Consider the following 23,352-nt stretch of genomic DNA (forward strand, 5'->3'; position numbering starts at 1 on the left):
CTTTATTTTTTTAATTATCAATAAACACCCCAGACCTGTACTTGAGCGATCTGCATAAAATAACTGCCTCTCCAATTGCGAAGATTTTTAATCCGTAAATATTTATATTTAGGTGCGTCTTCTGGAAGGTCAAATGACCAGCCCGCTATACCATAGACTTCATCTGCATTGGTATTTGTGCCTGAAGGTGTTCCTGAAGGTTTTCGAACTGTGCAAGTTGCCAATTTGGTCCAGGACTCCCAAGAACCATCTAAATTGGGATTATTACTTGCCCAAACTTCAAAATCACGGAGATTACCCTTATCATAGAATCCGTTCTCTCTCCTCGGAAACACGACAATTCGACTCATCTTTGCTTCTTTTCCGACCGAGAAAGTTAAAGACTGCGGAGTACCGGCACTTTCTACTGTATAAAGAGAAGGCCATCTTGAAGGATTCATATTGCCATCCCACATACTTTCAACTGTACCATATAAAACTTGAGCATCACCGGGCAAGCGCAATGAACTGAACTGCTGACGATCAAAAAGATTTTCTTCCAGCGGTTTCAATGTTTTATACAGCGTATCTGATGTATTGAGCCATCGGTCACGAATGTAAAATGCGAATTTCATTTCCTTCGATTTTAATCCGCGTATATTGTAAAGTATAACTGAATCTTGACTGTAATAATTATCCAAAGGAAGGAACTCCCCATTATTTAGAGAATCCACCATGGGAACTATAACAATATTTCCTTTTTCCTTATTGATAGAAGTGATGCGAACACCGCCAAATGTTTCGACAACCTTTAACTGACCGTATACGAGATCAAAAATTGGCGTTTTTGGTTCAACAGTAACATCCACAGGATCAGATGCAATTTCAGCTTTACTGACAGCATATAGTTTAACAACATGCTTCTGTGTATCGGGAAATCCATCAATAAGAATTTCATTTTTGTACTGCGATGATTTAACGACGCGGTTTTCGCCATTGGCCATTTGATAAGTTGCCTTGACATAAAGCAAATTATCGCTTTCTGGTAAAGAATAACGAATCGTGGCATTACCAAAACCGTTGGTCACGGATACGTTTGTGATAACACCCGGTTTAGCTTGATCATCTTCCAGCAGGTTCCAACCTTTTTCCTCTTTACAGCCACTTACAGCAAATAGTAAGGCTATCAAGAGCACTATATTTTTGACATATATTAAATTTTTCATAATTTCTTCAGATTTAAGATCATACTACCATCCTGGATTTTGTACTAAATTGGGATTAACAAGCAGGTTATTTTCGCGGATTGGCCAGAAATAATCACGCGGTGCCACAAAACGCTGCTGAAAGAAAGTGAGTTCTTTATAGAACAATTCGGGATGGTCCTTATCTTGGTTTCGATCCCAGCCGGTTATATTCTTATTCAGTTCCTGCGCCGCGAGCTTCCATCTTTTTAAATCCCAATATCTTGAGCCTTCAAAGCTCATCTCTATATTTCGTTCGCGTTGGATGATCAGTCGCAAACCGTCTTTTGTATTTGGTTTATTACTATTAAATGAATATTGACTCCAAGATTCTTTAACACCTTTCAATCCCGCTCTAGCTCGAATTTTATCCAAATACAAAAAAACATCTTCAGCAGGACCCTGACTTTCATTCAAAGCCTCTGCATACATCAAATAAAGGTCTGCCAGTCTTAATATTGGCCAAGGGTATTCCTCTATATGGGAGCTGTTGCCATCCTTAAAAGCAAATTTCCAGTTAACAAGTTTCTTTGGGTAGTATGTCGTGATGGGGATGGAAATCCCACTTCCAAATAACCCTAAGCGTAGTTGAGTTGTCCATGTATTTTCGTCACTACGGCTCGGACTGTTTTCCATAAACCATACGCCTCCATCAAATCCAACATTTGCATAAAAGCGATTTTCACGGTCAAAGTGCAGACGTGCCGTCTGGTAATTTTCAATATTATTGAAACGTTCACTATGGTTACCTCTCCGAAGCTGATTTTTATTAGAAAAATCTAAGGTTTTATCCTCTTCTATAGGCACACCATTACTCGTATAAAACTGTTCAATTATTTTTATTGTAGGTGCTAAAGTACCATGAACACTATTATTTCCAGAATTATTAGGATCAATATGTGCCATTGAAGAATACTGCATCTGCCAAGCACGAGAAGTTGGATTAGCCCAAATGGTTTCTTTATTCCATTTTTCAGTCACAGCATTTCTGATGCTCATCTGCGTTATTGTGGTATCTGACAAAGGGAACACCGTTCCTGGAAATTTATACAAACCAATTCCTAAACTCTCACAGGCTACAATTGCTTCTTTTGCAGCCTGTGCTGCCTTTTGCCATTTCTCGATTTGAAAACTCTGATTAAAAAATAGACTGCCATCGACATTTCTAAAATTGGCAAAATCTTTATTACCGTTAAATAAAGGGCTAGCCGCATACAAAAGTACCTTGGCTTTTATTCCCATAGCAATAGGTTTGGTAATACGACCTAAATCAGTAACAGGCGATTGTACGGTATTGGGAAGCTTCACTATAGCATCATCCAATACTTTAACAATATAATCAACAACTTCATCGATCGATTGACGTTTGACTTTAGCAGCTTCTATAGACGTGTTTACATCTAAGTTGACATCCATAATCGGAAATGGGCCATAATGGCGCATCAACATAAAATGATAATAAGCTTTTAGGAACAAGACCTCTCCCTCCCACGTCGTTCTTTCATCTTGGGTTAAGTCCCGTACCTTTTCCGGATTGCGTATGTTTTCCAAAAAAATATTACAGTCACGAATCCCATTAAACATTGCGCCATCCCAATAATTGACATAGGGGTTCGTGACATTCTGGTTACCTCTGGCAATATTCCAGTTCGTCCCATCAATACTGAGCGTCGGATAGTCTAACCAAAACTCATCTCCAGCCATATAAGCCGGGTTACGCGTCGGATCACCATCCTGAGGCAAATAAGAATAACAGGTTGCTAAATATTTAATGGCCTCGCTTCGCATCGTAAAAGCATTATCAATCGTTGCAACGTTGTCGGGTACAACATCTAAATAACTACAAGATTGAAGAAACAATACCCCTGACACAATCACTGATTTTAATATAGTTAACTTTTTCATGATACATTTCTTTTTTAAAATCCAATATTAATACCCACATTATAAACCGCTTGCACCGGGTATCCTAAGCCTTCACCGCCCATTTCAGGATCCCACATTTTAAATTTGCTCCATACGGCGAGATTCATCGCATTGACATAAAAGCGAACATTTGACATCTTTAGCCTGGTCAGAAACTTATCGGATACATTATAACCCAGCTCAACAGATTTTAGGCGCAGAAAAGCACCATTGCGCATCCACCATGTTGAAAACTGATTGTTGTTATTATTAAAACCATCCGTCAACCGAGGCCAGAATGCACGAGTATCTTGATTGTCCTCGGACCAGTAACTGTTCGCAACTTCTTGTAACAGTCCGTTTTGATAAGGCCCATTTATGGCAAATGGTGTTATGTTACCTGGATCAATAAAAAATGAAGACCGTGCCGAACCCTGTAAAAATGCACTTACATCAAATCCTTTAAAACCAACCGAAAATCCCATACCATAGATGATTTCCGGATCGGTAGGATAACCAATTGGCACTTTATCCAGATCTGTTATTTTACCATCGCCATTTACATCTCTGTATTTAATATCACCTCCCATTGTTCTAAAAGCACCACCAAAGTTTTGCAATGGCGAATTTTCGGCTTCCATATCGTCAACAAATAGTCTTTCTGCAATTAACCCATACCCCTGCTTTATCGGAAGTCCTAAATGTGTGAGGTAACTGAGATTATCAGGATAATTAGGCTCTTCATTGACCAATAATTTGTTAGTGGCATACGTCATATTCCCCCTTAACTGTGTCCACCACGTGTTTTCAAAAGATTTATTGTAATCTAATGCCAGATCAAATCCCCTACTTTGCACTTTACCTAGGTTGGCATGGATATTTGCCTGAAAACCAGTAGTCGAAGGAATATTGGAGCGCACCATTAAAATATTAGTCCGTTTTGAATCGTAATAATCAAACACGACACCTAAACCGTTTTTTAAGTTAAGATCAAATCCGGCATCAAATGTTGTTGCTTTTTCCCAGGTAATATCACGATTCTCGTAACGTGATATAGAATAGCCAGGTCTAGAATAATCCCAGTTGTTTCCCCATGAAAATCCCTTACCGCTATTGTTTGGATTGACCTGAGACAGGTAAAAGAACCGGTCATTTTCATCTCCGATCTGATCATTACCTACCAAACCATATGTGGCCCTAAATTTCAATCTCGAGACAGAAGAAGTCATAAAATCAAACATTTTTTCTTCATGCAGATTCCAACCTACACCAAATGATGGGAAAAACCCAAACCGATGATCTTTGGAAAAACGCTCCGATCCGTTATAACCGAAATTAAACTCGAAAAGGTATTTATTCTTAAAGGCGTATGTACCACGTCCCGATACGCCAAGGTTTCGTGCGGGCAAAGAAGCTTGCAGATCCCCTCCATTTGCTGTTTGATAATTCCGAATAATACCTATCAACATTGCTGTGAGATCATGATCTTCACCTATCGTACGGTTGTAGTTAAGAGCAAACTCTCCATAGGTAGTCGTATTTAATATTTTATTACCTTGATTATAATCTAAATATTCTGTCCCTTCATTTTCATTCAGCAGACTTAATATCGAATTATCAGTTCCGGGGATCTTGACTAAATTATAGTAAAACGGTTTGAAACTTCTCATAACGGAGAAATAAGAGTAGCGTTGCGTGTAAGCCATTAATCTCGCGGACAAACCTTTTGTCAGAAAGTCAAAGTTTTGCTTTAGTTCGAGTTGTACATTAACAGTTGAACTATTGTATTCCTGAAAACCATTTACCATATTAGCATATGGGTTATTATACAAGGTCTTAGTTGTTGGAATATAATTATTACCAAATAACGGATGTGTCGAATAAGGCAAATAAGACGACGGATAGATGGCTGGAAACATAACCGGATTAGACCAGATGGCTTCGCGAAAGACCCGTTGACCGCCGTTGATTAAATTACCCCATTTATCATATCCACCCAATGGACCGGTATAATCATCAAATTGAGCAGATGTACGAATAATCCCTGTCGTTGTAGGCGTAATATTAAGCGTGATATTTGAACGTAGCGAGTAATTCTTTAAATTAATATTATTATCAAAACTATTCCCTTGTTCCGTTTTTAAAATCCCTTTATCACTATTTAAAGTACCTGCAACATAGTATTGCGCTAAATTTCCACCACCAGACACGTTAAAATTAAAACGTTGATTATTGGTGTGATCTTTTATTAATTGATCTATCCAATTATTGTTCGGATATAGAAGTGGATCGTCACCATTTTCAGTATGGTCAATTTTATTTTGACTATAAGGAAGTGTACCTCTAGGGTCGCGCGTTAAGACAGCCTCATTGGCCATCTTCATGTAAGTAATATTATCTGCAAATTTAAAATTACGCGTGTTGGTCGAGATTGAATTTTCAAATCGTGCATTAAACTTAGCCTTTCCTACAATACCACTTTTTGTATTAACAAGTACAACCCCATTTGCACCTCTAGCTCCATATAATGCTGAAGCTGCGGCATCTTTCAAAACTGAAAACCCGGCAATATCATCTGGTTGCAACCTTGCTAATGCTGTTGTATTAGATTCCATTCCGTCAATCAGGATCAGTGGATCCTTTTTTCCTGCTCCAAATGATCCAACACCTCTGATGAAAAAAGATGCATTGTCATTACCGGGCTCACCACTTCGCTGGTAAGCGATCAAACCGGCCACACGCCCCGCCAACATAGAAGTCAAATTGGAAGTGGGACCTTTAATTTCTTTGGGATTGATCGAAGTGATCGAAGCAACCATACTGGTTTTCTTTTGTGTGCCATAGGCAACAACAGTCACTTCATCCAAACTAGAACTCGAAGATGCGAGATAAATGGTTAACCTAGTTTGATTTTCAACTTTAACGGATTTACTTTCAAATCCGACCGAAGTAAATTGCAAAACATCGCCAATATGCGCTTCTTTAATTAAAAATTGCCCTTGCGAATCTGTGGATACTAATGCTTTTTTTCCTTTTATTGCAATGGTAACATTTGAAATTGGCAATTGACTCACACTATCCAGTACGATACCTTTTAATTCAAATGATGGTGATTGACCCCATGCAAGGTTAGAAATGAGTAAGAAAAAAAAGACAATACCTAATCTGTGCCATTTACAGAATTGATGATACAAATAATCGTTCATAATTAGTTATTATTTTATAGTTGGTTTATGAGATGAAGTAGCACAGGAGTCTATACTATTCTATCCTACTACAATAGTATAAACAAATTTTCATATCTCCAAACATTTTTATTTCTTAGTACTCTTCGAAAAGGATTTAATTGACTTAAAATGCGGCAGGTTTTGGTTGCTATTTTTTATAGGGACATAAAAAACACAGTTATTGAGAAGTAAATAATATTATAAATAATTTACATCAAATCAGAAATACGATCTATAATTTTGATAAGGGGTAATTTGATTTACCCTTATTTTAAGTGAAATCATTGCTCATAAATAGAATAGCAATAAGATTAGTGAGGTCAGTTTATTCAAATTTCAGCTCTGCGTGTTCCCATTGGGAGTACCCGTTGAGCGGTTATCGCAAAAACTTCCTGTTCTTTAGTAGCTTCGATTAAAAAAAATCCTGTAAACAAACTAAAAGCAGGTAAAAGTGCCGCCGTATCATCAAAGACAAAACAAGGTAATTTTATCCGTTGTCGGGCCTTCCCTTTTAACAAGATACCTGGATGTATATGTCCTGAAAATATAAACTTCCCCTTATCTGGTGCATCTTTTCTATTATGAACAAAACAAAACTCACCCAGTTCATAGTAATCTGAAAAAAGTTTTATGGCGAGTTCCTCATAGAATAGAACGGGTAATCTTTCATGATTTCCCTTCACTAGAATAATCTCTAATGATGCGTACTTCTTTCTCCATTCACGAAATGTTTCCAGATCCAGATTATGATCGTGATGAAACATATCACCTGTTACCAATAAGGTTTTGGGATTATAAACTTCCAATAGTTTATCCAAGCGCAGCATATCGGTATCGGACACCTGTTTAGGAATCTGTAAACCCTCCTTCCTAAAATGCCCGGATTTACCTAAATGAATATCACTGATGACCATCATGTGATATGCCGGTATATAGAGAGCCCGGTCTTTATCCAGGATGATCGTTTTTCCTCTTTTTATAATTCTGTACATCTTAATCCAAGTTTTTAAACACTGCGGCCTTCATCTTTTCAATTCGTGCTTCCAGTTCTTCAGAACTCATGCTCTCCCGCATACTATCCACTTTGATCGGGAAAGAAAATGGAGTAAAACGCTCTGCCCACTTTAAAACGATGGTACTTTGCTGTATTCTATTCAGCGCATGTAGCAAACGTGGCTCTTCGAGCTGATAATGAAAGTTTTCATCATAAGCCTGACGCAATAAAAGATTTTTGGGATCATAGGATTCAAAAACATCAAAGAACAAAGCGGAAGAAGATTGAATCTGCTTATTCTTTAAATATTTACCGGGATAACCCTGAAATACCAGTCCCGAAATACAGGCAATATCTCTAAACTTTCTCTTTGCCATCTCCGTGGCATTGATACTGGCACTGATATCTGCGCTTAGGTTATCGGGAGAAAACACGTCATAGATAATGGCATCATCCATCGGTATTTCTTGATCACTGAGCAATTCAAAACCATAATCATTCATCGCTATTGAAAAAGTAATAGGTATCAATCTGGAAATTCGGTAGGCTACAAGTGCCGCCATAACCTCGTGTACCAATCTTCCTTCAAATGGATAAGCAAAAAGATGATATCCTTCTTTCGTATGTATTAATTCTACTAGAAACTCATCCGCCCTAGGTACATGTGTAATCGATTCCTGCAATTCGAATAAGGGTTTCATCACCTTAAGCTCTTCCTCTTCATGTTCTCCGATCAATACCTGACTGTATTTCTGACGCAGGATAGCTCCTAAATTAGAACTCAAGGGCAATCTGCCCCCCAGCCAGCTTGGTGTTATGGTTTTTTTATGCTGACTTCTTTTAACAAGCACAAGCATATCTCTGACCATTACAAACTCCAAACTTCTACCTGCGAGATTAAAACGGTCACCCGGTTTTAGTTTTGACACAAAATACTCTTCAACCATACCCACATAACCTCCGGTCATAAATTTAACCTTGAGCATAGCATCGCTCACAATAGTACCTATATGCAAGCGGTGACGCATGGCGATCTGCCTATTGGTTACTTTCCATAAGCCATCTGCTTCGTCGAACACCACTTTGTGAAATTCAGGATAAGCATGGAGACTTGGACCTCCTTGTGTAATAAACTGCATGCACCAATCAAACTCTTCAGCCAACAATTCAGAAAAGGCATAGGTATTCTTAACCTCCTCAAAAATTATTTTATTATCAAATCCATTTCCTACAGCTAAAGTTACCAAGTATTGCAGCAAAACATCAAAAGGTAATATAAAAGGTTTTCTACTTTCAATCTGCTGTGTTTTAGCCGCTGTTTTAATCGCGGCGACTTCTAGCAGTTCGAGCGCATGGGTCGGCATAAAATAGATCTTTGACGTTTCAAAGGGTGAGTGTCCACTTCTTCCGGCACGTTGTAAAAAACGTGCTACACCCTTTGGCGACCCTACTTGCACCACAGTATCAACCGGTTTAAAATCCACGCCCAAATCGAGAGATGAGGTACAGATCACAACTTTCAATATTCCTGTATGCAATGCTTCTTCAATCCAGTTGCGCAATTCATAATCTATCGAACCATGATGTATCGCCATCTGACCCGCAAAATCGGGATGGATCTTCAGTAAATGCTGAAACCAGATCTCTGCCTGACTTCGGGTGTTCGTGAAAACCAAGGTGGTTTTACTCTTTTTGATAACAGGAACTAATTTATCGGCCAATTTTATCCCCAGATGCCCGGCCCAAGGTAACATTTCGATGGTATCAGGGATAATCGATTGAATCTGGATCTTCTTTTCAGTTGCTGCTTTTACAATTATTTTAAACACGTGATGATCAGGTTGCAAAACCGCTAAAGCCTCTTCCAGATTACCGATTGTCGCCGAAATTCCCCAGATGCGAAGCGTCCTGTTTTCCCTAAAACTTACCATACCTTTGATTCTGGATAGCGCCAGCTCAACCATGACACCTCTTTTAGTGCCTAATAATTCATGCCATTCATCTGCAACTATGCAGGTTAGATCATCAAAGATATTATCGTTATTTTTCTGAGCCAGAAGTAAATGAAGGCTTTCTGGTGTGATCAATAATACTTGTGGCATGGCGCGTTTTTGTTTCTGCTTTTCAGATACTGAAGTATCGCCGTTCCGCACGCCGACCCTCCAGTCAACATCAAGCTGAAATAAAGCTTCTTCCATGGCACGTGCCAGATCTTTGGCCAGTGAACGTAATGGTGTGATCCAGATTACACGCAAGCCCAATTTCCCTTTTCTTTTACTTCCATTGCCCTCCTCATTCAGATAAGCAATGATCGGTGCAAGAAAGACAGAATATGTTTTACCAAATCCGGTCGGTGCGTTGACTAAACCACTATACCCCTCCAAGTAAGATGCCCACGTCTCTTCTTGAAAGGGGAATGGTTTTCTTTTCCTGGTTTTCAACCATTTCACAACTTTTTGATAGCCTACCGTTTTTTTCATCTTTCACTATCCCTCATAGTTGATTCTAATAGTATCTGCAAATCTTCCAGCGTATTGATGTCATCTACATTTTTATCTCTTCTCCAGCGCACAATTCGGGGGAAACGTAGCGCAAGCCCTGCTTTATGACGCTTACTGACTGCTATTCCTTCAAAAGCAATCTCAAATACCAGTTCTGGTTTTACAGTCCGTACAGGGCCAAATTTCTCTATGGCATTTTTGACCACAAAACTATTGACCTCTTTAATCTCTTTATCCGTCAATCCTGAATAAGCTTTCGCGATCGTAATAAACTGATCTCCGTCGCGTACTGCAAAAGTATAGTCTGTAAAAAAATTAGCTCTTCTCCCGCTTCCTTTTTGCGCATAGATCATCACCACATCTATGGTAAAAGGTTCTATTTTCCATTTCCACCAATCTCCTCGCTTTCTACCACTATGGTACAAAGAATCCTGACGTTTCAGCATAATGCCTTCACTATTCAGTTCGCGAGACTTTTTCCGTTCTGCGACTAAATCTTCCCAAGAATCAAAAGGAACAATCGGAGCCGTCAAAATTGTCTCCGCTATTGGCAATAACTTTTCCAGCACGGCCCTTCTTTTATGGAGCGGTTCAGCTCTATAATCCATACCGCCATATTCCAATACATCATAGGCATAGAAGGCGACAGGAGCCTCATCCAGTTGTTTTTTATTGATTGTTTTTCTATTGAGCCGTTGCTGTAAAGTACTAAACGATAATACTTCGCCTTCACGTACAGCCAATATTTCACCATCGATTACGGTACCGTTTGGCAGACCAGATAAAGCAACGTGCAATTCTGGAAACTGGTCTGTTACCAGTTCTTCCCCACGTGACCAGATAAATAATTCATCATTCCGCTTAATAATCTGCCCTCTGATGCCATCCCATTTCCACTCTGCCTGCCAATCATCCACCGATCCTAATTCATGGACAGGCACATCGATCGGATATGCCAGACAAAAAGGATAAGGCCAGGAACTATCAGTATTAACATGCAAACCACCTATCAAGTCACCAAAAGAAATTTTCTCAGGATCCCATTTTCCCATAATGCTATGCGTGATGTGATTGGTATCCAGACCTGATAATTTTGCGAGCGCATGAATTAAATTTTTAGATGAGATACCGATACGAAAATTGCCTGATATCAGCTTATTAAACACAAACCTTTCTTGCGTACTCAGTTTTTCCCAAGCGTTGAAAACAAATTCCTTTTTATCTTCATTGCTACTATCCGACAAGTTCTTCAACGCCAATATCCATTGATGCAATGGAATATCGGATGTGGATGTAGAAGGAGGCAAAAGCAAAGCAATCGTTTCACTCAAGTCGCCAACATTGTGATAACTTTCTAAAAACAACCAGGTGGGTAATCCAGTGATCTCGGTGATCCACTCTTTCAACAAGTTGGTACTGATGGTTCTTTTAGGCTTCTTCCCTGTAAACAAAGCAATAACCCAAATTTTATCGGCGTCCTCTGCTTCAGAAAAATAGTCAACCAAAGCAGTTAATTTATCATTAGTTTTATTACTTTGTTCGAGTCTGGAAATTAAACGGCTAAACTTTCTCAAAGATCACCCCCTTTCTCCGCTACCGCTTCTTCATCTTCAATGCCAAATTGCGTTGTGACGGCTTCAGCTGGTATTCCCTGCTCTGTCAAATAGCGAGAAAAGACCGACGTAAATCCATGCGTTACATAAACTTTTTCAGCTTCAGTTGCTTTTATGGCCGTGATCAATCCATTCCAATCGGCATGATCACTCAGTGCAAATCCCGCATCAGCGCTCTGCCATCTGCGATGCGAACGCACCTGCATCCATCCTGAACATATACCAACAGCAGCACCCTGCAAACTTTTGATCCACTTGCTATCTCGCATGACCGGCGGAACAATTAAAATACCCCCTTGTAGCTCATCCTTGCTCATATCTGTTGTTATTGTTTTGTAGGGAGGCAATGTAACTCCGGCCTGTTCAATAGCTGCATTGAGTCGACCAATACTATTATGCACGTAGATCGGCAGATATCCTGCTAGGTTATGTAATAAACGCTGCGCTTTACCCAAGCTGTAAGCAATAAGCACGGTCGTTTTATTATTTTCTTTATTTTGTTCTGCCCAATGCTTGATGTCGTCAAATAGGACATCTTGAGGCAACCAGTTGTATACAGGAAGTCCAAATGTACTTTCAGAAACAAACGTATGGCATTTAATCGGTTCAAAAGCCGTACTGATGCCATCAAATTCCACTTTATAATCTCCAGAAATTACACAGATTTCACCTTTATATTCAAGTCGAACCTGTGCAGAACCAATCACATGTCCAGCAGGATGAAAAGAAATCTGAACACCATTTCTAACGACTGTCTCCCCATATGCCATTGATTCGACAACCAGATCCTCGCTTATACGACATTTGATAATCGCTTTTGTCAAATGGTGGCACAGATAGTATTTATTGCCCCAGCGCACGTGGTCTGCATGTCCATGCGTAGTTACAGCATAGTCTACCGGCAACCAGGGGTCCACGTAAAAATCACCTTGTTTACAATAAATACCGCGATTAGTAAAAGTTATCAATCCCATATATTTCTAATAACAAGCATGCCGCAAATTAGTTTACATCGCATATTGATGAGCAACTATTCAAACTATTTGTCCACGAAATTGTTTACTAGATATACGATCTACTTAATTTAAGCAAAGAATAATATGGAAATAGAATATGTATTGGAAGAAAAAGGTGGACCAGTTCTAGCGTTAGCTATACATGATGGACATCAGATTGCCCCACAACTATCACCTATCATGAGTCTTTCAGAATCCGAACGATTACGAGAGGAGGATCCTTACACGGGTATGCTGACAGATCTAGATACTAATCGACTGATTATTAAAACCTCCAGATTTCAAGTAGACCTTAATAGACCTATTCAAGATTCCGTATATCTACGCCCTGATCAGGCATGGGGGCTTAATGTATGGAAGCAACCTCCTACTAAGACAATCTTAGCACAACTCAAACAATCGTATCATTATATTCAAAAAGTTCTTTCGGGCATGATTGAAAAAAGCATTCAGCAAAATGGGTATTTTATCATTTATGATATCCATAGTTACAATGCTAAACGATCTGGTCCTGATGAAACAGTCGACACCTACGCAAATCCAGAGATAAATATTGGAACGATAAACAATAAAGGTATTTGGAGGCCTTTGATCGACTCATTTGTAAAATACTTGAAAGAACACAATATAAATGAAAACCAGATCGACGTACGTGAGAACGTCAAATTTTCAGGTGGTTATCTTTCCAAATGGGTCACCAGTAAATATGGTCAGAAAGGATGTGTACTTTCTATTGAGTTTCGTAAAGACTTTATGAATGAATGGACAGGAACTCCTAATCTTGATCATATCGAGTCATTAAAGAAACTATTACGGTCTTCTGTATCGTATATCAAAAACAGCTACCAAAGTCACTATGGATCAAAGTAAAGCGATTACGAAAGCAGTTACATCCATCATACAAAAAGAGCCCGTTCATATACAGTTTTCGAAAGATAGTAAACTTGTTCTCAAACGCATCATTCCACTACTTTTATTTTATCGGATCCCTGTAGAAGGCAAAGATCAGATGATATCCACTTTGGTTAAATCGGAATCTTGTTCTTTAGTAGGCAAATCATCAGATCTGGATTTCAATGCGGTGATCACGCCAATAATAAGACAGCTTATAGATGAATTTGGTGCATGTCAATTGATTGAAATCTGGCAGGATAAAGAGATGGATACAGACGTCGCCATCCATATTTCACAGAAATCAGCACTTCCTATTGCTCAAAAATTTATCAAAGATTTAGAATCGGATGAACACAATATGTTCTTGTCTACTGCTATAAAAAAAGAGAAAAAGTCACCAAAAGATAGAGATATAACTCCTATTATCAACCCATTGGCAGAGGAATTTAAACAATTACTTTACATGGGTATTGCACTAAAACCGCATTATAATGATGTCACAACTGGAAAGGTATATCCGCTCATTCTGCGCAATTATAGGGAAATATTTACAAAAAGTTTACGCAAGAGTTTTCTTGAATTTATCAGACTATATACATCATTAAAGGTATCACAGTTCAGGATGCTCAAGACAACTGAACTGCAACCCCTTATTATGGAAATCGATCAGAATTTAGCTTCTGAAAGTCAGAAATTCGACTTTTTGCTCTTAGTCAGTCCTTTAAATACCCGTGAAGCATGGTTACAATTTAAGAAAGATAAATTTTTAAAATCACCAAAATTTAGATATAGACCCATGCCAATAGATCCGGAGCTGGTGAAACGCAATCTTTATAATCTACGTATTGAAGATATTGATGATCCGACTATCGCTTATCTTTTTAGAGATAAACGTAAGGAACTTGATGCTATGATGACCATGCTGATTGATCGTGGCAATGAAGGCTTTATGCACGGGAGCCTCCAAGTATTCGGAAATGTCAATGACAACTTACTGGAAACCGCAAAGGCTATTCTACTGGTATACGAACAACACAGCAAGAAGCCGGCACCTCCAAAAAAAATGATCAATGCAACCGAATTCGCCAAATTGGCAAAGGAAGAGCTTCATTATCTCAGACAACAATTTCCTTCACTGGAGACCGGCGTCCGGATCCGCGAAGATATCACAGGCATCATGGTCAACCGAGGTGTATTGAACATCAGCAAATATTATGAGGTTGAAGCGAGCAGGGCCATTGCCCTCATACAGCATGAAGTAGGCACTCACATTGTCACCTATTTCAATGGCAAGTCGCAGCCATTTAAACTGTTCAGCCTGGGTGTACCCGGCTATGAGCAATTGCAGGAAGGACTTGCTGTATTCTCCGAATACATGGTCAACGAGCTTAGCGGAGACCGTCTGCGGATTATAGCTGCCCGTGTAGTGGCTGTACACCATATGCTAGCAGGACATAATTTCAGCGATACCTTCTTCTTATTGGTAGATCATTATCATTTTACAGAAGAAATAGCCTTCCATATCTGCACCAGAGTATACCGCGGTGGTGGCTTAACAAAAGATGCTCTCTATCTAAAAGGCCTCATGAGCATCATTACCTATATCCGTGAAGGAAGAGAGCTCTCTCCTTTGCTCATTGGTAAAATCCGGGAAGACTATATCCCCATTGTTGAAGAATTAACACAAAGAGGATTATTAAACAATCCGATCCTAAAACCACGCTACCTGGCAGAACCTTATTTACAGAACTTAGAAAAAATCAAATCAGGAGACAATATTTTCAACCTTTCAAATCATTAAAAGCACTTTCCTATATGAAAATCGCATTCATCATCAATCAGACACACAAAGAAAAGGCCAGCTTCACAACAACATTGTTAGCCTACAAAGCGCTCCTACGTGGCCACTCCGTCTATTACATCGGTCTTGCTGATTTTGTTTACCTGGATCAGGATAAAATAGCCGCTCATGCCCGTGCAGTACATCAGATCGATGGTATAGCAGATACGGATCAATTGATTGATAAATTACGGTCTACCGCCAAGGAAAAAATATCGTTACGGGAGCTAGATATTATTTGGCTGCGATTTGACCCCGTTCTTGACATGATCAATAGGCCTTGGGCAGCATCTATGGGATTACAGTTTGCTCAGCTCGCACAAAATCTTGGTGTCCGCGTACTTAATAATCCACGCGCTCTCGTTGATGCGGAAAATAAACTGTACCTCGAAAACTTTCCCGAAGAAATACGCCCTCGTACTATCGTAACACGTAGTTACGATGACGTAAAGCAGTTTTTTGAAGAGCAAAACAATAAAATCATCCTGAAACCTCTGAAAGGCTCGGGTGGTAAAAATGTCTTTCTTGTCAATGAGCAGGAAAGTAAAAACCTCAAACAGATTGTTGAGGTGATCTGTCGCGACGGTTATTTAATCGCACAGGAATATTTGCCCGAGGCACAATATGGCGATATCCGCTTTTTTTTACTCAATGGGAAACCACTGCTCGTTAATGGAAAATACGCTAGTGTGCACAGAGTACAGTCTGCGGGTGAATTGAGAAGCAATATCCACCAAGGAGCCAAAGCGCAAGTTGCTGAGATCAGTCCCGCACTACTGCAAATGGTACAGAAAGTGGCCGACAAACTGATGCAGGACGGGATGTATTTGGTAGGACTGGATATTATCGGTGACAAAATCATGGAAATCAACGTTTTTAGTCCTGGCGCACTGCTACAGGCATCAGAACTTAATGGTGAAGATTATGCTACTGCTATCATCAAGAATCTGGAAGAAACAACAATCAAAAAATAAGGTAGCACAGTATTCCAATTGAAAAAACGGATCACACGTGATGCCTTGTTTTTTCAATTGGATGTGTACCAAAACGTTCGAATAAATTTATCCCTTTCAATCGTTGTCTTCAAAAATTATTCTATATCTTAAACCCATATTTAATAGCATTCAGAAGAAAACATCACAGTGGAACAGCTCAATCGATTTGATCGCATACTAGCAATATTAATTCAACTTCAATCTAAAAAAACGGTCAAAGCACAAGAACTAGCAAGCCGTTTTGAAGTCAGTTTACGGACCATCTACCGTGACGTTAGAAGTCTGACTGCGGCAGGCATTCCAATCATTGGTGAAGCAGGATTAGGTTATGAACTGGTTGAGGGTTATAAGATTCCTCCAATGATGTTCACAAAAGCAGAAATCACGAGTTTTGTAGCCGCTGAGAAGCTGGTGTTTAAATTTATCGATAAGGAAATGAAAGATCATTTCTCTTCGGCCATCTATAAGCTGAAGGCGATTATACGTAGTTCCGATAAAGATTGGATGGAAACTATTGACAAACATGTGGTCATGAAATCTATTTCGCATAATCAACTCAGCTCAGCACTTCCCAATACTTTGACGACTCTATTTCAATGCATCGCCCAGAAAAATGTATTGGAAATTAGCTATCAGGCTACCTATCAGCAAGAACCTAGCGTACGTGACATAGAACCCATCGGTGTGTTTCATGAAAGTAATTATTGGTACATCTATGCTTTCTGTTTGGTAAGAAATGATTATAGACAATTTCGTACAGATCGCATCTCTAACATTAGAATATTGGATCAATTACAATTTAAGCAACATCCTGATCTTGAACAATATCTCGCAGAGCGAGAAAAGGAAGCCAATTTTACGCGCGTAGTACTTCATGTCGATCCACAATTTGCGCATTATCTACATTGGGAACGTAAATATTTTGGTTTTAAAAAAGAAAGCTTTAATGATGGTATGGTCGAAATGGTATTTGATGTCAAAAATGCTGACATGGGATTTGCGCGCTGGTATATGATGTTCGGTGACCGCGCAGACATTATTAGCCCCAAATCTTTAAAAGACACTGTAAGATCCTTACTGAAATCTCAGGCAGAACGATTGGCATAAAAAAACCTCCAGAGAGCAGCTTGTTCCCTGGAGGTCTTAAGTTTTAGCGGTATTAACGCTCCCAAAAGAATGGAGGCTCAATGCCCAAACTTCTCAGATAAACATATCCTTGCGCTCGGTGATGAATCTCATTATCGATAAAATATAAAATATTTTCAATGACAGGAAACTCATACTGACCGAACAAATTAAATGTCTCGTGAAAATTTTCTTCTTTAAGTTGCGCCCATAATTGCTTAAGCTCTTCCGTATGCTGATCCCACACTTCTAAAATGGCGGCCTTGCTTGTATACTTGTTTGCTTCAGCATATGCTTCCACCTGTCTATTGACTATGCCCGTTAAACCGGGAACAGCAATCGATATCAGTTCATTTGCCAATTCACCAAATGTACGCATACCCGGCACAGCATAAGTGAAAAGTTCTGCTTCAGGAAACTTCTCGATCGTTCTTCTAGTCAGGTTTCTATGACCTAACCAATGTTTCAATAATTCATCTTTGGTAATAACTGCTACTGTATTCATATCGCTTTATTTTTAATTGATAACTCAAAATTACAAGCGTTAGTGACAGCCTATTGTCAGCAGTAAAAAATTATTTTGGCATTACTTTATAAGTCGGATCATTTTCAGAAGCCTCAATCTCTACCGGACTGTTTGCTTTCCTCATAATGGCTTTACAATCAGCACTCAAATGGCGTAAGCGAAGTGTTTTAGATTGACTTTGATATCTATATCCAAGTTTATTAACGGCATCTATAGCGCTCATATCTGTAATCTTACTTTCCTTAAAATCAACGATCACGAGATCAGGGTCTTCATTGACTTCAAATTTCTCTAAAAATCCAGCTACTGAACCAAAAAATAGCGGACCATATATTTCATACACCTTATTTCCGGCTTCATCAATCGTTTTTCGCGCTCGAATACGTTTTGCATTATCCCAAGCAAATACAAGTGCCGAAATCACCACACCGACCAGTACAGCTAAAGCCAAGTTGTGCAACACAATCGTAATTAGTGCGACAAGCATACCGACGATTATATCAGACTTCGGCATTTTAGTGATGATACGGAAAGAAATCCACTGAAAAGTTCCAATAGCCACCACCATCATTACCCCCACTAAAGCAGCCATCGGTATCTGTTCAATAAATGGAGAAGCCACCAATATTATGGTCAATATTGTGAGGGCACCGATAATACCGGAAAGTCGTGAACGAGACCCTGCATTAATATTAACTAGCGTTTGCGCCACCATAGCACAGCCTCCCATCCCTCCAAAAAATCCATTTACCAGATTCGCCGTTCCCTGCGCCATAGCTTCTTTATTAGCGTTTCCTTTCGTATTTGTCAGTTCATCGACCATTGATAGGGTTAAAAGTGACTCAATCATCCCCACAGAGCCCATAACCAGCGCAAATGGAAAGATAATAGTTAGTGTCTCCCAAGTAAAGGGTACAGAAGGAATATGAAATGCCGGTAAGTTACCTTTAACAGAAGCAATATCGCCCACTGTTTTGGTATCGATCTTAAAGACATATACGAGCAAGAAGGTGGCCAATATGGCTACTAATGATGCTGGAATCGCTTTAGAAATCTTAGGGAATAGATAGACTACTAATGCTGCAAATAAAGTAAGGCCTAACATAATATAGGCTGTAGCACCCGATAACCAATGTGTTACTCCTGAAGAATCTACAACCTTAAACTGCTCGACCTGAGACATAAAGATAATCACAGCTAAACCATTAAGAAAGCCATACATCACGGGTTGCGGAATCAGTCGGACGAACTTCCCAAATTTGAAAGCTCCTACCATAAACTGCAAAATACCTGCCATTACAACAGTAGCAAACAAATATTCAACACCATGCATACTGATCAACGCAATGAGTGTGACGACTGTTGCTCCTGCACCGCCCGATATCATACCAGGTCTCCCACCCAATATAGCCGTGACCAAGCCCATTATAAACGCGGCATAGAGACCCGTCAAAGGAGAAAGACCAGCTAGTATAGCAAATGACAATGATTCTGGAATCATGGTCATCGCCACAGTCAATCCTGCCAAAATCTCTACTCTATAGTTTATTTTACCGTGTGGATTTAAATATCGAAGTATTGCGCTCATTGAACTTTATTTTTGCAAAAATACACAAGCATCCGCAGATCCTTGTGTATTTTATATTCTTTTTCATTAGCATTGAAACTGCAACAAGAGCATTATGCATTTGAATCAAAAAATAATAGCGCAAATGATTAGCTGTTAAATCGCATCCTACGAAAATCTTTACTGACGATGCTTTCCAGAAAGCATATTGTTCCAGAGAGATGGATTATCCGTCTGTATAATCCTAACATAAGCGTATTTTTTCAGGAAGATCTCGTAAACAGCACTTCCTTCACGAAGAGCTTGTTCATCGGTATCGCCCAACGTATTCATCCACAAAATAACACCCTGATCTTTAAACTTTACTAATTCATTATAATTATCGAAAGACTCATCAATATGAACAATGGAAGTCCGTTTGGATTTTAGTATCTCATGCAGATCCTTCATACTCCGTGCACGAGGAAAAAGAGTGATACGAGGATTGAGCTTATAAAACTTTTCGATAAGTCGGTGATCGTATAAAAAGAACAGAACTTCATCTTCCATATTTTCTGCAGCAATCAATTCAAAAGTTTTTGCCACATACTTTTCGTTTTCTTCCTTAAAATCTATATCCAATATAATTTTACCTCTACATAAGCGTAGTACTTCCCTAAGCGTTGGAATATGGTTGTTAGAGGCAGCACCTGCTGGAGTATCCCGTAAATACAAGGTTTGTATTTCAGCATAGGTCAGCTGACTCACTTTTCCTTTACCTGTTGTTGTGCGATCTACCGTTGCATCATGCATCAAGATCAACACACCATCTTTGGTACTGCGAATATCGATTTCAACAACAGAAACTCCTAACCTAATCGCCTCCAAAATGGAGGCGATTGAATTCTCAGGAAATTCCTTATGTGCCCCACGGTGAGCAGCAATATGCCGTTCTTTTTCCGATAGCTTGGTCAGCAAACGATCAGATTGACCATAAGCAACTGAAAACAAGATACTTGAAACGATCAACAGAACCCGAAAAATAGTTAATACATGTATCATATTATTTGTGAGTTAATTCAAATGAGTCAAATAATTGTCCATTCAATTTATAACTTGAAAAGAAAAGTTTACTGTCCGTAACCCGAATAACTTGGTAGAGCTGCGTCTGCGCACCTGACACTTCCATCCAACGTTCCGAATCAGAACCATACATCTTTGGTCCTGCTACAGAAAGGAGATATACCGGACGAACTTTGCCAGCTGTTCCTCTTGCATAGGTATGATCATGCCCTTGTAAAACCAAGTCTACGCCATATTTTTCAAAAATAGGTCTAAAACGTTCTCGAAGAATGGTATTGTCTCTATTCTTTGCTGTTGAATAAACCGGATGGTGCATAACCACAATATTCCATTTGGCTTTTGAAGATGCCAAAACCTCCGTTAACCATTGTTCCTGTTTTTTAGCAGCAATAGAATCTAGCATGATCAATTGCGAATTTAAAGAGATCATGCGCACATCCTGATAATCTAAATAATACACCGCATCTTGCATATCCGCAGGTCCATTTTTAGGTAGATTAAAATGCATTTTCCAGTGCGGATCTAAAACCAGCTGCCTCGTAGAGTCTCTGCGGTATTCATGATTGCCTGGTGTGGGTACAGCAGGTATCATCTGATGGATAAATCCAGCACCTTCATGCCATTCCCCCCATTCGCTATCGTTGTTTGAACGGTTTATCAAATCGCCCGCATGGACAATAAAACGTGCATTAGGCTCCTGCTGAAAAGCTTTTCTAATAGATCGGGACCATTTCGAGCGTAAATCATTCTGCGCATCGCCCAGGTAAATAAATGAAAAATCACCCTTTACATCAGCCGTACGAAACTGATTCCACGCACTCCAATTCGTGCCATCCCCTACGCGATAGGTGTAGATTGTACCAGGCTTTAGGCCTTGAAACGAAACCTGTCCATAGTTATCAGCAGTCTGACCTTCAATTTTCAATGGACTCGTTACACCTAATACTGTCTGTGCAGATTTCTCTAGATCAGGGCTGCTCTGCTCCTCTACAACCTGCCCCACAGCCTTAGTCGCAGAACCACTTATCCTCCAACTTACAGATTGTGTCGTTGATGGTTGATCTGACCAAGTCAACGTGATACGATCAGCATATAGACCTCGATCGTTCGTTTGTGCTGTTGCTGTATATAGGGCACAGCACAGACTCAAGGATAAAATTAAATTCTTTATAATCATTTTCATCAATATTAATGGTGTACATATAAAATTACCATGGCTTGTTCGTTCCTTGTAACAACCAAGATTTAGACCATGCACTATTTTCATTATCTGCTTGTGAGTAAGCCGTTTTTTCAATTCTTGCCAATGCTTCTGTTGCATTTTTTTGATTCACACTCATTTCATTCTGCATATATGGAATACGTAATGGTAATTGAGAACGAATCGCAGCAGGACCAGCTTTCAATTGCGGATAGCCCGTCCTCCTATAGTCAAACCAAGCCTGTGTTGCTGTTGACCAGTTAGAAATCCATTTCTGCTCCATAATCTGTGCTTGGGTGTTATTAAAAGCGACGCCAGGCTGTTGAATGTATACATTATACGCATCTTCTTTACCCCAGGTAGCGAGCGAATTGCGCACCCCCTGCTCATAATAGGCCTTTGCAGACTCTGGCAATACCCATCCCTTCCATGCCGCTTCAGCTAATATAAAACTCACTTCAGATGCCGCCAGTAGTCGAGCTTTCAGTATTCCCCCCTTGGCTGCCTTATAGCTATCATTGAGGTAAGAAACATGCGGATTCATCGACGTTTGTCCAGGGCTCGGATTGAGATTATAAGCCGATGGATTTTTGGACACACTAGGTGGTAGCCCTACATATTGAGCATCCACATCCACCGCAATACCTTTCACCACATCGGGTGAAACAATACGTACACCGTTCACGATTTTATCCGTTCCACTTGGTTCTGTCGTACGAACCTCAATCGGGATTTCTACCTTTTTCGCCCAAACTGCAATACGTGGATCATGAAGAGCTTGCAAGCGATCAACAAGTGTTGCACACATTTTCATCCGGCGAAAATTACTCCCACTTGCATCATAAACGGTATTCGAAGGCCAAGAATCTGATGCATTATTTCCCATAAAACTCATCAAAACCTCATCTTCTGCAGATGTAATTATTGGAAAATCAGCCGGATGAGCCAGCATATTTTCTATTCCTTGCTTAGCAAATGTATTTTCTTTTTCAGCGATTCGCATGTAGTAACGCAACGCCAATGAATTCGCAAAACGACGCCATTTTGCGACGTTACCCCCAAAATAGATATCTGCACTTGCCAAAACGTCATAACGGCCATTTGGTTTTGAAAATATAGTATTTGCCTGTTTCAGTTCTTCAATTATTCCTTTGTAGATCACATCTTGCCGATCAAACTTTGGGAAGTTGTACTGCACTCCGCCCTGTTCAGCTTTCAACGCATCGGTATAAGGGGCATCGCCCCACAAATCTGTGATCAAGCCAAACAGATAAGCGCGCATGACCAGTGAAACTCCATGATGAAAATCAAGTCCCAATTCTTCAGACCGGCGACGCATCAATTCATTATCGCGTAAGAATCCATAATAAGCATCCCAACTTAATATCCCCCCAGTCCACTCATAATCATTGTGCGAATCAAACCAGGCATCCAGTTGGGTGTATTGAACTACACCACCTAGATCTGTAAAATTGAGATCATTATATTTACTTCCTGCACCAGCAAGTATAGTAGGTAAAAGTAAATTTGGATTTGCATCTTCCTCACTAACACCATTGGGATTGATATTGATTTCCGTGAGATCTTTACAGCTCCACAAGCAAAAACTTATGGCGGATACAAATAATGCTATTTTTATAGTTTTAAAATAATTGTTCATTGT

At 39.6% G+C, this 23,352-nt stretch carries 16 protein-coding genes; 4 read left to right on the plus strand and 12 right to left on the minus strand.

Annotated elements, in window-relative coordinates:
- Positions 1-17: 17 nt before the first annotated feature.
- The 7 genes from ACFS6I_RS11215 to ACFS6I_RS11245 all read right to left on the minus strand — a co-directional run bounded on the left by ACFS6I_RS11215 (position 18) and on the right by ACFS6I_RS11245 (position 12,437).
- The gene (locus ACFS6I_RS11215) at positions 18-1,205 is read right to left on the minus strand and encodes a DUF5000 domain-containing lipoprotein (protein WP_380920527.1); all 1,188 of its coding nucleotides are present in this window, start codon (positions 1,203-1,205) and stop codon (positions 18-20) included.
- A gap of 24 nt (positions 1,206-1,229) precedes the next feature.
- Positions 1,230-3,128 (minus strand): RagB/SusD family nutrient uptake outer membrane protein, encoded by a 1,899-nt coding sequence (locus tag ACFS6I_RS11220; protein WP_183913710.1) that lies wholly within the window; start codon positions 3,126-3,128, stop codon positions 1,230-1,232.
- 14 nt (positions 3,129-3,142) lie between these two features.
- On the minus strand, positions 3,143-6,334 hold the full coding sequence (locus ACFS6I_RS11225; protein ID WP_380920529.1) for a SusC/RagA family TonB-linked outer membrane protein: 3,192 nt from the start codon (positions 6,332-6,334) through the stop codon (positions 3,143-3,145).
- Between the two features lie 350 nt (positions 6,335-6,684).
- On the minus strand, positions 6,685-7,347 hold the full coding sequence (pdeM, locus tag ACFS6I_RS11230; RefSeq protein ID WP_380920531.1) for a ligase-associated DNA damage response endonuclease PdeM: 663 nt from the start codon (positions 7,345-7,347) through the stop codon (positions 6,685-6,687).
- Position 7,348: 1 nt separating this feature from the next.
- Positions 7,349-9,829 carry a ligase-associated DNA damage response DEXH box helicase gene (locus ACFS6I_RS11235; protein WP_380920533.1) on the minus strand — a complete coding sequence of 827 codons (2,481 nt, stop codon included), beginning with the start codon at positions 9,827-9,829 and terminating at the stop codon, positions 7,349-7,351.
- Complete coding sequence (locus ACFS6I_RS11240; RefSeq protein WP_380920535.1) at positions 9,826-11,424, minus strand: ATP-dependent DNA ligase; 1,599 nt, start codon at positions 11,422-11,424, stop codon at positions 9,826-9,828. Before ACFS6I_RS11240 ends, ACFS6I_RS11235 begins: the two co-directional genes overlap by 4 nt.
- Entirely contained in the window at positions 11,421-12,437 is a 1,017-nt protein-coding gene (locus ACFS6I_RS11245; RefSeq protein ID WP_380920537.1) for a ligase-associated DNA damage response exonuclease, read from the minus strand. Before ACFS6I_RS11245 ends, ACFS6I_RS11240 begins: the two co-directional genes overlap by 4 nt.
- Positions 12,438-12,563: 126 nt before the next feature.
- On the opposite strand from ACFS6I_RS11245, the gene ACFS6I_RS11250 reads away from it, so the two are divergent.
- From ACFS6I_RS11250 to ACFS6I_RS11265, 4 genes are all read left to right on the plus strand, one after another.
- Positions 12,564-13,349 (plus strand): N-formylglutamate amidohydrolase, encoded by a 786-nt coding sequence (locus ACFS6I_RS11250; RefSeq protein WP_021191141.1) that lies wholly within the window; start codon positions 12,564-12,566, stop codon positions 13,347-13,349.
- Positions 13,336-15,174, plus strand: a complete 1,839-nt coding sequence (locus tag ACFS6I_RS11255) for a flavohemoglobin expression-modulating QEGLA motif protein (RefSeq protein ID WP_380920540.1) — start codon at positions 13,336-13,338, stop codon at positions 15,172-15,174. Before ACFS6I_RS11250 ends, ACFS6I_RS11255 begins: the two co-directional genes overlap by 14 nt.
- Before the next feature lie 14 nt (positions 15,175-15,188).
- Entirely contained in the window at positions 15,189-16,187 is a 999-nt protein-coding gene (locus ACFS6I_RS11260; protein ID WP_380920542.1) for an ATP-grasp domain-containing protein, read from the plus strand.
- Positions 16,188-16,355: 168 nt separating this feature from the next.
- On the plus strand, positions 16,356-17,315 hold the full coding sequence (locus ACFS6I_RS11265) for a helix-turn-helix transcriptional regulator (RefSeq protein ID WP_380920544.1): 960 nt from the start codon (positions 16,356-16,358) through the stop codon (positions 17,313-17,315).
- 52 nt (positions 17,316-17,367) lie between these two features.
- On the opposite strand, the gene ACFS6I_RS11270 is transcribed toward ACFS6I_RS11265, so the two are convergent.
- The 5 genes from ACFS6I_RS11270 to ACFS6I_RS11290 form a co-directional block, all read right to left on the minus strand.
- The gene (locus tag ACFS6I_RS11270) at positions 17,368-17,838 is read right to left on the minus strand and encodes a DinB family protein (protein ID WP_021191135.1); all 471 of its coding nucleotides are present in this window, start codon (positions 17,836-17,838) and stop codon (positions 17,368-17,370) included.
- A gap of 70 nt (positions 17,839-17,908) precedes the next feature.
- Complete coding sequence (locus ACFS6I_RS11275) at positions 17,909-19,447, minus strand: SulP family inorganic anion transporter (RefSeq protein WP_380920546.1); 1,539 nt, start codon at positions 19,445-19,447, stop codon at positions 17,909-17,911.
- Between the two features lie 159 nt (positions 19,448-19,606).
- Complete coding sequence (locus ACFS6I_RS11280) at positions 19,607-20,467, minus strand: glycerophosphodiester phosphodiesterase family protein (RefSeq protein ID WP_380920548.1); 861 nt, start codon at positions 20,465-20,467, stop codon at positions 19,607-19,609.
- A 1-nt stretch (position 20,468) separates the two neighbouring features.
- Positions 20,469-21,665, minus strand: a complete 1,197-nt coding sequence (locus ACFS6I_RS11285) for a metallophosphoesterase (protein ID WP_380920550.1) — start codon at positions 21,663-21,665, stop codon at positions 20,469-20,471.
- A 31-nt stretch (positions 21,666-21,696) separates the two neighbouring features.
- Positions 21,697-23,349: a SusD/RagB family nutrient-binding outer membrane lipoprotein gene (locus ACFS6I_RS11290; RefSeq protein WP_380920552.1), complete on the minus strand. Its 1,653-nt coding sequence runs from the start codon at positions 23,347-23,349 to the stop codon at positions 21,697-21,699.
- Positions 23,350-23,352: the final 3 nt, after the last annotated feature.

The sequence above is a fragment of the Sphingobacterium anhuiense genome (genome assembly GCF_042686355.1).
Lineage (GTDB): Bacteria > Bacteroidota > Bacteroidia > Sphingobacteriales > Sphingobacteriaceae > Sphingobacterium > Sphingobacterium anhuiense.

Coding starts and splice junctions, on each gene's coding strand:
- ACFS6I_RS11215 (WP_380920527.1), bottom strand. CDS start 1,205: ATGAAAAATTTAATATATGTCAAAAATATAGTGCTCTTGATAGCCTTA.
- ACFS6I_RS11220 (WP_183913710.1), bottom strand. CDS start 3,128: ATGAAAAAGTTAACTATATTAAAATCAGTGATTGTGTCAGGGGTATTG.
- ACFS6I_RS11225 (WP_380920529.1), bottom strand. CDS start 6,334: ATGAACGATTATTTGTATCATCAATTCTGTAAATGGCACAGATTAGGT.
- pdeM (WP_380920531.1), bottom strand. CDS start 7,347: ATGTACAGAATTATAAAAAGAGGAAAAACGATCATCCTGGATAAAGAC.
- ACFS6I_RS11235 (WP_380920533.1), bottom strand. CDS start 9,829: ATGAAAAAAACGGTAGGCTATCAAAAAGTTGTGAAATGGTTGAAAACC.
- ACFS6I_RS11245 (WP_380920537.1), bottom strand. CDS start 12,437: ATGGGATTGATAACTTTTACTAATCGCGGTATTTATTGTAAACAAGGT.
- ACFS6I_RS11250 (WP_021191141.1), top strand. CDS start 12,564: ATGGAAATAGAATATGTATTGGAAGAAAAAGGTGGACCAGTTCTAGCG.
- ACFS6I_RS11255 (WP_380920540.1), top strand. CDS start 13,336: ATGGATCAAAGTAAAGCGATTACGAAAGCAGTTACATCCATCATACAA.
- ACFS6I_RS11260 (WP_380920542.1), top strand. CDS start 15,189: ATGAAAATCGCATTCATCATCAATCAGACACACAAAGAAAAGGCCAGC.
- ACFS6I_RS11270 (WP_021191135.1), bottom strand. CDS start 17,838: ATGAATACAGTAGCAGTTATTACCAAAGATGAATTATTGAAACATTGG.
- ACFS6I_RS11275 (WP_380920546.1), bottom strand. CDS start 19,447: ATGAGCGCAATACTTCGATATTTAAATCCACACGGTAAAATAAACTAT.
- ACFS6I_RS11280 (WP_380920548.1), bottom strand. CDS start 20,467: ATGATACATGTATTAACTATTTTTCGGGTTCTGTTGATCGTTTCAAGT.
- ACFS6I_RS11285 (WP_380920550.1), bottom strand. CDS start 21,665: ATGATTATAAAGAATTTAATTTTATCCTTGAGTCTGTGCTGTGCCCTA.
- ACFS6I_RS11290 (WP_380920552.1), bottom strand. CDS start 23,349: ATGAACAATTATTTTAAAACTATAAAAATAGCATTATTTGTATCCGCC.